The organism is Fibrobacter sp. UBA4297 (assembly GCF_002394865.1).
Classification (GTDB): Bacteria; Fibrobacterota; Fibrobacteria; order Fibrobacterales; family Fibrobacteraceae; genus Fibrobacter.
The window spans coordinates 373,385-384,123 of record NZ_DGUZ01000017.1; the positions used below are offsets into that span (position 1 = coordinate 373,385).

Genomic DNA, 10,739 nt, shown 5'->3' on the forward strand with positions numbered 1-10,739 from the left:
TTCTAGTAACTATTAACTATCGACTAGTAACTATTTTTGTAAATTATACCACATGGTGTGGAAATCTAAAGCACAGAGTAAAACGATTGTGGAGGATGGCTGCGGACGCCGTGTGGCGGTCTTTGCGGGCTCCTTTGACCCATTTACAGCCGGTCATTTTGACCTTGTAAAACGTGCCGCCGGCATTTTTGATTCCCTGATTATCCTTGTTGCCCAGAATGCGAGCAAGAAAAACTTGTTTGACGCCGAGACGCGCAAGGCGATGGTGGAGGCGGCAGTCTCTGAATTCCCGAATGTGTCGGTCGCTGTGCATGGCGGGCTGACGGTTGATTTTATGAAGTCCGTCGGGGCGCATTACCTGGTGCGTGGAATTCGTAATTCTGCGGACTTGGATGCCGAACAGGCGGTTGCTTGGAACAACAAGGTTATCTATGGGAATGGCGATGTTGAGACTGTGCTTTTGCTCAGCGCGCAGGAACATCTTGTGGTGAGCAGTTCCCTTGTGCGCGAACTCCTCAAGTGCGGTGCCGCTAAGAGCGCCTCTGAACAGAAATCGCTCATTTCTAAATACGTGCCAAAGAACATGGTGTCCATGCTTTTAAAAGAGTTTAGGAAAAAATATGAAGCCATTTAAATATTTGCCCAAGGCGTTGCAGACGCTTTTGCTTGCGAATGCAGTCGTTTTCATTATTGCGTTTCTTGGGCGTGGTATAGAAGTCGATTTGGGGGCCGGCTATGGGAGCCTCACAGATTACATTAACTATTACGGCGCCTTTATGCCACGTGTCCCGCTGGAACTTTGGCGTTACGTGACGTACATGTTCATCCATTTTGACTTTATGCATTTCTTCTTTAATATGCTGATGCTCTGGATGTTCGGTTCCGAAGTGGCAGAATGGATGGGTGCACGTCATTTTGTCTCGATGTACTTTTTCTGCGGAGTTTTTGCTGCGCTGTTCAGCTTTTTCATGTGCTTGCTCGGGCTTACGAACAATCCGATTATCGGAGCGTCGGGCGCTTTGATGGGCGTGTTTGTCGCGTATTACAAGTTCTTCCCGGAACGTATGATTCTCATGTTCTTTGTCATTCCGATGCGAATCAAGCATGCAATGTGGGTGATGATTGCGCTCGATATCCTCTTTGCAAATTCGGGCGACATGATTGCGCACTTTGCCCACTTGGGCGGTGTCGTGGCCGGCTTCCTTTACATGGCGGTTTACCAGAATGGACCGAAGGTGCTTTACAATTCGCCGCTTTCGGCTATTTTCCGCCTGTTTTCCAGAAATCCTGAAAAGTATAATCGAGACCGTAGTTCGAGTTCGCGTTCGAATTCGCGCCGTTTCAATGAACCGGAGGTTCTCGAAGGTGAAGTGTTCTACGTAGATGAACAGAAACGCATGGACGAGATCCTCAAGAAGGTGGAACGCTGTGGCATCCAGTCCTTGAGTGAATCGGAACGTGAATTTTTATTGAAAGCGGGTGACAAGTTGCGTCGCCGTCGCGGAGGATTCTAATGAAGAAAGTTCTTGGTATGGGCGCAGCCCTTGTTGATATTTTGGCAAATGTGAGCGATGAATGGATTGCTGCACAGGGTGTCCAGAAGGGCGGCATGAACATGGTCGACTGGCCGCAGATGGAGAAGTTCCTTGGTGCACTCGAAAATCCGATTCGCGTGCCGGGCGGCTCGACTTGCAATACCATGGTGGGGCTTTCCCGCTTGCATGGCAAAGCCGCCTTTATTTCGAAGATTGGCGATGACGAACTTGGCAAGCTTTTCCAGGAACACTTGAAGAATAACGGCGTGGAATCGAAGCTCGGGATGAGCGATGTCGCTACGGGTTGTGTGTTCTCTGCCGTGACTCCGGATGCCCAGCGCTCTATGTGGACTTACCTTGGCGCTTCGGATTTCCTCGGTTCAGATGACTTTACTCCGGCTCTCTATGACGATGTGGGCCTCCTTTACGCTGAAGGTTACCGTGCATTTAACGGTGAATGCTTCAAGAAATCGTTTACGCTGGCTCGCAGCCTCGGTGTTGAAACTGCTCTCGACTTTAGTTCGTTTGGCGTGGTTGAAGCTTGCCGCAAGCTCTTCGATGAACTTTTTGCAGAAAAGATGATTGATATCATCATTGCAAACGAAGACGAAGCTTATGCTTATGCAGGCGTCAAGGAAGAGGCTGCACTCGAAGTCCTTGCGAAGAAGGCTAAAGTTGCGGTCGTGAAGATTGGCAAGCGCGGTGCCTTGATTGCAAAGGATGGCGTGGTCACTCGCGTGTCTGCAGGTGCTGCTAAGGCAATCGATACGACGGGCGCTGGTGACCTCTGGGCATCGGGATTCCTCTATGGCTACATGAACGGCTGGGATATGGAACGCTCGGGTAAGCTCGGTAGCATCGTCTCGAACGAAGTTGTCCAGGTGATGGGCGCCCAGATTCCGGAAGAAGGCTGGCAGCGCATTTACGCCCAAATGTAATTGAGGCTATATGGTTTCTGTTGTTCGTTCTTTTGTGAAATCGCGGGCTCTGAGTGCCTTGTTTGTGCTTGCTTTTGCTGGGGCTGTGAATGCGGCAGGACTAAAAGCGGCTGTAAACACTGCTGAAAGTGATGCCGAGAAGGCTGAACTTGTCGCTGAAATTGCCGTGCGTGATAGCGTGATGGCTGTTCACGACAGCGTCTGCATCGTTGAAAAGAAGGCTCTCCGTTCGGATCTCGAAATCGAAAGAGCCAAGTGCGAAAACTGGGAACAGAGCTACAACACACTGAAGAAGAACAATGAAACTTGCGCCAAGGCGTTGAGTGTTGCTGTTCAGGCGAGCCAGGAACAGGTCGAAAAGCAAAAGGCCAAGGATGCAAAAGCCAAAGAAGAAGAAAAGAAGGATGTGATGATGACGTCTGCTTCTATGATCGGAAGCTTTGGACTTGGCATGCTTATCATGTGGCTAATTCTGGATTAGTTTATCGGGTTTTAATCGCAGCTAAATAGCGCGGGGGTTGAAATGAAAAAAACGACATTTGTCTTGAGCTTGCTGATTGGTTCAGGAATCGCGTTTGCAAAAAAATCGGATGTTCCGGTAGGACCGTTCCAATGGGGAACGACTCTGAAGCATGTCGCGTCGGTTCCCATGACTACGGCAGAAATTTCAGCCTTTATGCCAGAAAAGAAGGTGCTGTTTGTTGTTGGTGGCGAGAATGTTCTCGAAGTGGTTGATATCGCTGACCCGGCAAATCCCCAAAAACTGAGCGAGATGAAACTTTCGGGGGGCGCCTCTAGCGTGACAGTTCATGGAGACCTTGTGGCGGTGAGCCTCTTGAACAGTCCTGAATGGGAAATGGGGCATGTGCAGGTAATGCGTTACAACAAGAAACTTGAAGTTCTTGGAAAACATGAACTGTGCTATATGCCTGACATGATTACGTTTACGCCGGATGGGGCGAATTTGCTTGTGGCCTGCGAAGGCTCTCCTGAAGAGAACTTTAATGAAGACCCGGAAGGCGGTATTGGCGTATTATCAATTGATGCTGGCGTGGTTGGGACGGCGAAAGCGGCAAAAGCATGGGTAAAACCGCAAAAAGTAGTTGTTGATTTTAAAACGCTAGATTCGCTTGCGCTGATGGCTAAAGGCGTGCGCAAGACGGGCGTGAAGAGTTTTGTGCAGTCTTTAGAACCGGAATATATTACAGTTTCCGAAGATTCCAAAATTGCATGGGTGAGCCTGCAAGAAAACAATGCGATTGTCAAGTTTGATGTCGCCTCAAAGAAAATTTTGGATGTGTTCCCGCTTGGCTATGTGGACCATTCCAAACCGGGGTATGGGCTTGATATCAAAAAAAATAAGCAGATTGAAATTAAGAATTATCCGTTGCGGGGGTTGCGCCAGCCTGATGGAATTTCTGCGTTTACAGCAGGCGGAAAGACGTTTGTTCTAACGGCAAACGAAGGCGCTCCGGTCAATGATTACAAAGCCTGGACTGACGAGACTACGCCTATGGTGCTTTTGCAGAATGGCGTTTTGGACCCGAATGTTTTTACGGCCGAAGTCCTTGCGGATGTGAAGGGCGTTACGGTGAGCAATCTGGAACGTTGCAATGTGACGCCTAATAAAACCGAAAATGGCTTGTGCCCTTATATGTATAGCTTTGGAACTCGTTCAATTAGCATTTTTGATGGCGAATCAGGGCACTTGATGTGGGATTCCGGCGATGCGTTTGAACAGATGATGGCTAAGGTCGCTCCGTATTACTTTAACTGGAATTCCAAAAAAGGCAAAGTCAAGATGGATGCCCGCAGTGAAGATAAGGGCTGTGAACCGGAAAACGTGACGACTGGCATTGTGGGCGATAAACGCTATGCTTTTGTCGGGCTTGAACGTGCAAGTGCCATTGTTGTTCTTGATATTACGGGCACTGAAAATGGAAATTCCCCGAATGTTGTGGATTTCTATTTGAATCCTAAGGATAGGGGCCCGGAAGGGATCTTGTTTATCCCTGCAGAAAAGAGCCCGAATGGTGAACCGCTTTTGGTTGTCGGCTACGAATACAGTAAGACGCTTGCGGTTTACTCCGTGAAATAGAACTTAGAACTTAGCCCGCTTCGCTCTTAGAACTTAGAATATTGCTATCTCACTAAGTTCTGCCAACTCGCATCTTGTTTTACATTACTTTCTCAGGCCATGGGTGCTTTGGATAGCGACCGCGGAGTTCTTTGCGAACTTCGGCGTAGGTGTTCTGCCAGAAACTCGTGAGGTCCCATGTCTTTTGGATGGTGCGGAAGTTTGGCGCTAGAATGTCGTAACGCACTTTGAGCTTGCCATCTGCGATTTTATGCTCGCCGCGGAGCTGCATAAAGTCTTCGATGCGTGCGGAAATCTCGACGAGAACTCCATCTGCACTTTGTACAATTTTGCCGCTGCTCTGTTCATCGGCTGTTGCAACTTCTTGATAGCTGTAGCGGGCGCGCTTGCCGTTGGGGAGAACGTAATGATCGGGGAACGTTTTTTGCAGCCATGCGAGCATGGACTTCCCGAAGTAGTCTTCGACAATGTTGCGGTAACGGTCTTCGTTGATATCGCGCAAAAGGAAAATGCCGTCCGTGAGCTCGTTTAGGATAAGCTCCATGTCCTCGTCGTTGAAATCGGGTAGGCCGTATTCCGGATAAAGTTTTGCGGCAAGGCGCATCTTGATAAGGAGCGTTTGGATGTTTTCGGTGAGGTAACGGCCAGTCCAGTTTTCTTTTTCGAGCTTGTCGCGCCAAGCTTCGGCGGTAAGCTCTTTGAGTTTTTCGAGGACTTTGGGCGATGCTTCTTGCGGGAGAATTTCTTTGCGGCTCGTTTCTCGAATATCGCCGTTAGGGCTTTCGCTTTCGTGAATTTCGATGCCGATAAAGCGTTCTTGACCGCTGCGCCATAACAGTTCGTAACGGATATTTTCGATTTCGCCGCCGAGCAATTCTTTGGGCACTGGAGCGTAAAGGCTTACGCGCAGTTCGGATTTGCTGCCGCCACCTGTGCGGAGCATGGAGAGCGCGAGCAATGCGTAAGGCGGTTCTGACACTTGCAAACGGATGGTGTTGCCGTTGCTTAACTTGTAAACGTTACCGCTTGGTGTGGCGAGAGCGTCCGGGAAGGCGGCGAGAAGGCTTTGGGCTATGGCGTGAGTGTTGGGCTCGCCTTTTGCGATAGGCATACCTCTTCTCTCGTCTCTCGTCACTCGTCTCTCGTCTAAATTGTCTCTGTAATCGCGGAGTTGCTTTAGCGTAAACAAGACTTCTCGCGGAACGTTAATTGCTTTAGAAAGCGTATCGCTTGCGAGCGTGAGCAAGTTGAACGTGTTTTTTGACTTTTGGACAAATTCTGTTCCGGAATGAATCCACGCCATGGCGGCGAGGAGCAAGTCGGGGAGGTCTGCGGTGCTTGTTGCTTTTGCTAAAATCAATGCGAGCGGAATATTTGAAATTGGCGTTTGGATGGCGCGCTTTCCAAGTTCTGTGATGCGACCGCCTTGCAACATACCGAAGTTTTCGAGCATCGCGGTGGCGACTCTTTCGCGCGCTTCTGGAATCGCCGTAGGCAGTTTTATTTGAGATTGCTTCGCAATGACGTCATCATCAATTGTCACCCTGGAGCCGTTAGGCGATAGGGCCCATGAATCTTCGAGCGCTGCTTTTTGCAATAAAAGTTCCGAGGGCTCGATTTGCAAGACTTCGGGCACGATGCCTTGTGGCATGTGCTTCTCGGCATCTTCCGTCCAGAGGCGGATGGCACAACCGTTCTGTGTACGGCCGCTACGGCCACTGCGCTGGATGGCGTTCTGCAACGAAATCGGGAGCGTGCGGAGAACGTTCACTTTTTCGCTGTCGTCATATTCACTGACGCGCTCGATGCCGCTATCGACAACACCTGTAACGTTTGGCACCGTGATAGACGTTTCTGCAATGTTGGTCGTAAAGATGACGCGCGGCCGATCGGTTTCTTCGAAAATGCGGTCTTGCGTTTCGCGGTCTTGGCCGCCGTAGAGTTCAAGGAACTCGGCGACGTTGTCGCCCAGAGCTTCGCTCGCGGCGGTGTGACATTTGGCAATTTCTGCTTTACCCGGCAAGAATACGAGCGTTGTTTGCCAAACGTTGTTGCGGTACAAAGTGCGCAATGCACGGACAACTTCGTTTTCGATTCCCTGGCCTGCGCTGATGTTTACGCCTGCGGCGGGCTTTTGGTGAAGAATTTGTACAGGATAAAGCGGATGCCCGAGTTCCAGGCATTTGACGCCGAGCGCTTGTTCCATTTCTTCGCGGTTGAGTTTTGCACTCATGACGGCGATTCTCGGTGCTTTGATACTTTCACGACCTGATGCTTGGCTTGCGGCTTGCAATTTGAGCAAGTACGCAAAGAGCAAGTCCATGTCGGCTTTGCGTTCGTGGTATTCGTCGAAGATGACCCATTCCGCGTTCATTTTGCCGTGCAGAAGTTCCTGTAAAAAGTTACCGTACGTTTGGAACAAAATTCGCGTAGCGCTGGATTTGCAACTGTCCTGGCGGAACTGGTAACCGACGGTTTTGCCACACGGCTCGTTGTGGAGCTTTGCGGAGTACTGTGCGAGGGCGAGGGCTGCAATGCGTCTCGGCTGCAATACGACAATGCGCCCGCTAAAGTGCTTGCTCAAGAACCATGGGATGTACAAAGACTTACCGCTACCGGTGGGCGCTTCGACGAGCAAGTTGTTCGTCTTGTTGACGGCGTCTACGAGCTTTTGTTCTTCTTCGGCAATGGCTAAATCTTTGTACGTGCGCATTGTAGATATTCTCTTTAGGTCTCTTTAAAAAAGTTGACCCCGGCACAGTGACCGGGGCAAAATAAACTGGATCCTTCGAGGCTTCGCCTCTCAGGATGATGAGGGGCTTTTCTTTCTACCGCCTACTGTCTACTTCCTACTGATTATGCCTTCGGGTATCTCAGTTTTTCACCCGTTGCGACATCCATGTAAGGCGGCTTTCCTTCACGGAACTTCTGGTTGATGACCAAGTTCTGGAGTCTTCTCTTGATGCCAGCTTCGGTCTTGCAGAAGAAGAACACGACCTTGTTTGTTCCCGGAACTTGGAACACTGCGAGCTTAAACTTCTGGGATACTGCGCGACGGAAAAATTTGACATCTTCCTTTTTCGGGATGACCTGATCGCTGCCCGGTTTGATTTCGCAAACCATGTCGGCATCGGCGAGCAATGCCTTGGACTTTTGCTGGAGTGCGAGGAAGTTTGGTTCGGTACTCTTGCGGATGTTTTCCATGTTGAACGGGCTTCTGGCTTTTAAGCCTTTGAGCGCGCCACGGATGATAAAAAATAAAGCGACGACCACAATCAGAATAATCAGATAGGGCCAGTTGTTTGCGAAAAAGTCTAACATAATCACCTCAGTTTGAGTGACTCAAATATAGCAATTTTTATGAGTTTCGCCAAAATCGCTTGCGAATGCCTTTTGTATCTTTGATTCGTGAATTTTTTTGTGAAGACTTTTTTGTTGGCGGGGCTTGCTTCTGCCTTTGTATCTGCAAACGCTGCAGAGCAGGATTCTCTGCGTGTGGATTCTGACCAGTGCAGCGATGGTGCAAAAATCGAATCAATTGAGTTTGAAGGCTTGGAACATACGAAGCCTCATGTCGTGAGTCGCGAACTTACGCACAAGGTTGGGGGTTCTTTTTCTCAGAAGTCTTTTGAGTCGGAGAAACTTCGTCTCCAAGACTTGGACCTCTTTACGGATATTTACATTTCTTGTAAGTCCCTCTCGCCTCTCGTCTCTCGTCCCTCGTCTATAACACTCACGTATCACGTTAAGGAAATCTTCCGTTGGATTCCGTCGCCTGCTGGCAAAAAGACGGACCGCGATGGACTTATGCTCGGGCTTGCGCTTGCGAACTTGAATGTGCTGGGCGAAGACATCCGTGCCGAAGTGCAGTTCCGTACTGCCATTGACCCGTTCTTCGAAAATAACGAGTACGCCTTTTACGCAAGTTCCCCGTATTTGTTCGGGCTGCCGTTGGGCTGGAATTTTGAGTTCTTGCGGACGGATAGTTGGGACGACCTTCGAGGATTTCAGGATGCAACTTGGTTGCTTAGTTTAGATGTTAGCTGGAAATTGCTTTCGCATTTTTCGATTCTCGGAAAGACTGTGTACCGCTATCTTGAAAAAGGTCCTGGCGTGTTGCCTGAATTTGGGCTTGGCTTTGCTGTGGACTACCGCGATAGCGAACTTGATACGCGCAAGGGAATTTATTTTGAAAGCGATGTGACGCATGTGGGTGTTGGTGGCCGTCAAGGAGAGAACTTTGTTGAGTTTTTGGAAGATGCTCGTGCCTATTACACGTTTGGGCGTTTTGTCACGGGGGCGACCGCACTTGTTCGCTTGCGTCCGGGCGATGTAAAAAAATATGATTATTACTATCACGGCGGAGCAAATACGTTCCGTGGGCACGAGTCAGATTCGTTGCATTTGGGGGTCCATGAGATGCTTTTGACGTTGGAAGAACGTTTTGTTTTGCGCGAGCGCCGTCCGGCTTCGTTATGGGGTGTCAACTTCTTTTACGGAATCCAGCTGGTGGCGGGCTTAGATGCAAGTGTGCTTTGGGATAAAGGCGCTCCTGGCTGGAAAAATTATGAAGGCGCTGTCTATGGTGGCTTGCATGTCGTAATCCCGGCGCTGGACCGAATCCGTTTTGAAGTGGGTTACAGCCCAGACCATGGTGAACCGGTTTTTTATTTCGGACTCTTTGACAAGGTAACCTCGGCACGCTGGCGGAGTAGGTAATTTGGATTTGAAGACACTTTGGTAAAAAAAGACTTTACAATTTCCGAATAAATACTAAATTAGGGATTATATTTGTAATAAAAAGATAATGAGGCTCAAAGTGGGCCGACGGAGAATAAATGGCAATAAACTACTTGGATCTTCCAATTGGACGCAAGTATCCTTACGAAGTGGACTGCGTCGTGGAAATCGGCAAAGACACGAACTTGAAGTATGAATATGACGAACGCTTGCATGTGTTCCGTCTTGACCGTTGTCTTTTGAGCTCTATGAGCTATCCTTGCACGTATGGTTTTATTCCGAGCACCAAGGCTGACGATGGCGATGCTTTGGATATGCTCATTTACAGCCCGGCATCCATGATTACGGGTACGGTTTGCACGTGCCGTGTGATTGGTGCGCTTGACATGACCGACGGTGGCAAGAAAGACTACAAGGTCTTGGGCGTGCCGGTGTTCAACCCGCGTCCGTTCTGCGACATTACCGACGTGGACCAGATGTTCCTCCGCATTACGAAGAACTTCTTCCAGAACTATAAGGAGTTGGAAGGCAAGGATGTGCAAATTGGCGAATGGAAGGATGCTGCTTTTGCCCGCGAAAAGGTGATTGCTGCACACAAGGCTTACTTCCAGAACCAGGTGCAAGTACCGGAATCCTGCTACCAGGAACCTGAACACGACGAAAAAATCACCGCAGAAGAGCTGATTTAACAAGCTTCGCAACTTTTTTAATTCGTTATAAGTTAAATCTATAGCTTTGTCTTGTGTGACAAAGCTTATTTTTTTTTGAATTTATTGGTTTTGTAACAAAATATTTAATATATTGTTTTTGTAATAACAATCAAAGTATAAAGAGGTCCTATGAATAAGCTCATGCTTACTTGCGCGATGTCGCTCATGCTGCTTAGCACATCTGCTATGGCACTGACGATTAACGTTGAACCTAAGAAAGAGGAAAGCTCCCGTGTAGCTCCGCCTCCTCCGCCACCTCCTCCGGCTCCGGCAATCATCTGCAAGTATGCAGAACCGAAGTGCGACAGTCATGACAGAATTCATGCTGAACGTTATGACAACGACCAGAAAATGTATAGCCGTGGCGAATGCTATCGTGGTGATAAGGAACGCAAGTTCGACTTCTATTGTAATAATGGTGAAGTCTGGATGCAGATTGATTATCGTCGTGACCGCGCAGATCGTATTGACTGCATGGACCCGAGACGTCATAGGTATTTCGCTGCCAGAAGCATCAGTGAATGCGAAGATCTTCATCGAAACTTCAAGCGCCCGGAACCGCCGCGCAAGAGACATCACGGACATCGCGACTAAACTTTGTTCAGGTAATAAAAGGAAACCGCAGCAATTCGCTGCGGCTTTTCTTTTATAAGGAGGTTCCCGGTCATCCCCGTCATCCCCGTCATCCCCGTCAAGCGAGGACAGGCGCGAGGACAGG

At 49.1% G+C, this 10,739-nt stretch carries 10 protein-coding genes; 8 read left to right on the top strand and 2 right to left on the bottom strand.

Going from position 1 to position 10,739, the window contains the following annotated elements:
* The first annotated feature begins 52 nt into the window (after window positions 1–52).
* From coaD to B3A20_RS09840, 5 genes are read left to right on the top strand one after another with little or no spacing between them, the layout of a single operon-like run.
* The gene (gene coaD / locus B3A20_RS09820; RefSeq protein ID WP_290764145.1) at window positions 53–634 is read left to right on the top strand and encodes a pantetheine-phosphate adenylyltransferase; all 582 of its coding nucleotides are present in this window, start codon (window positions 53–55) and stop codon (window positions 632–634) included.
* Complete coding sequence (locus B3A20_RS09825) at window positions 621–1,514, top strand: rhomboid family protein (RefSeq protein WP_290764148.1); 894 nt, start codon at window positions 621–623, stop codon at window positions 1,512–1,514. Before coaD ends, B3A20_RS09825 begins: the two co-directional genes overlap by 14 nt.
* The gene (locus tag B3A20_RS09830; protein WP_290764150.1) at window positions 1,514–2,473 is read left to right on the top strand and encodes an adenosine kinase; all 960 of its coding nucleotides are present in this window, start codon (window positions 1,514–1,516) and stop codon (window positions 2,471–2,473) included. The genes B3A20_RS09825 and B3A20_RS09830 overlap by 1 nt, the downstream gene beginning before the upstream one ends.
* A 10-nt stretch (window positions 2,474–2,483) precedes the next feature.
* Window positions 2,484–2,954, top strand: coding sequence for a hypothetical protein (locus tag B3A20_RS09835; protein WP_290764153.1), 471 nt, complete (start codon window positions 2,484–2,486; stop codon window positions 2,952–2,954).
* Between the two features lie 42 nt (window positions 2,955–2,996).
* Window positions 2,997–4,571: a choice-of-anchor I family protein gene (locus B3A20_RS09840; RefSeq protein ID WP_290764156.1), complete on the top strand. Its 1,575-nt coding sequence runs from the start codon at window positions 2,997–2,999 to the stop codon at window positions 4,569–4,571.
* A 79-nt stretch (window positions 4,572–4,650) separates the two neighbouring features.
* Here B3A20_RS09840 and B3A20_RS09845 read toward each other — a convergent pair whose 3' ends face one another.
* Both B3A20_RS09845 and B3A20_RS09850 read right to left on the bottom strand, forming a co-directional pair.
* Window positions 4,651–7,284, bottom strand: coding sequence for an ATP-dependent helicase C-terminal domain-containing protein (locus B3A20_RS09845; protein WP_290764160.1), 2,634 nt, complete (start codon window positions 7,282–7,284; stop codon window positions 4,651–4,653).
* 143 nt (window positions 7,285–7,427) lie between these two features.
* A complete protein-coding gene (locus B3A20_RS09850; protein ID WP_290764162.1) occupies window positions 7,428–7,892 on the bottom strand; it encodes a hypothetical protein in 465 nt (154 codons plus the stop codon).
* Window positions 7,893–7,991: 99 nt separating this feature from the next.
* Between B3A20_RS09850 and B3A20_RS09855 the strand changes: the two genes are divergently transcribed.
* The 3 genes from B3A20_RS09855 (at window position 7,992) to B3A20_RS09865 (ending at window position 10,615) form a co-directional block, all read left to right on the top strand.
* Window positions 7,992–9,290, top strand: coding sequence for a BamA/TamA family outer membrane protein (locus B3A20_RS09855; RefSeq protein ID WP_290764164.1), 1,299 nt, complete (start codon window positions 7,992–7,994; stop codon window positions 9,288–9,290).
* Window positions 9,291–9,409: 119 nt separating this feature from the next.
* Entirely contained in the window at window positions 9,410–10,000 is a 591-nt protein-coding gene (locus B3A20_RS09860; RefSeq protein ID WP_014547160.1) for an inorganic diphosphatase, read from the top strand.
* Between the two features lie 150 nt (window positions 10,001–10,150).
* A complete protein-coding gene (locus tag B3A20_RS09865; RefSeq protein ID WP_290764167.1) occupies window positions 10,151–10,615 on the top strand; it encodes a hypothetical protein in 465 nt (154 codons plus the stop codon).
* Window positions 10,616–10,739: the final 124 nt, after the last annotated feature.

Bases quoted from the DNA above. Each gene is read 5' to 3' on its own strand.
- coaD (WP_290764145.1), top strand. From the start codon at position 53: ATGGTGTGGAAATCTAAAGCACAGAGTAAAACGATTGTGGAGGATGGC.
- B3A20_RS09825 (WP_290764148.1), top strand. From the start codon at position 621: ATGAAGCCATTTAAATATTTGCCCAAGGCGTTGCAGACGCTTTTGCTT.
- B3A20_RS09830 (WP_290764150.1), top strand. From the start codon at position 1,514: ATGAAGAAAGTTCTTGGTATGGGCGCAGCCCTTGTTGATATTTTGGCA.
- B3A20_RS09835 (WP_290764153.1), top strand. From the start codon at position 2,484: ATGGTTTCTGTTGTTCGTTCTTTTGTGAAATCGCGGGCTCTGAGTGCC.
- B3A20_RS09840 (WP_290764156.1), top strand. From the start codon at position 2,997: ATGAAAAAAACGACATTTGTCTTGAGCTTGCTGATTGGTTCAGGAATC.
- B3A20_RS09845 (WP_290764160.1), bottom strand. From the start codon at position 7,284: ATGCGCACGTACAAAGATTTAGCCATTGCCGAAGAAGAACAAAAGCTC.
- B3A20_RS09850 (WP_290764162.1), bottom strand. From the start codon at position 7,892: ATGTTAGACTTTTTCGCAAACAACTGGCCCTATCTGATTATTCTGATT.
- B3A20_RS09860 (WP_014547160.1), top strand. From the start codon at position 9,410: ATGGCAATAAACTACTTGGATCTTCCAATTGGACGCAAGTATCCTTAC.
- B3A20_RS09865 (WP_290764167.1), top strand. From the start codon at position 10,151: ATGAATAAGCTCATGCTTACTTGCGCGATGTCGCTCATGCTGCTTAGC.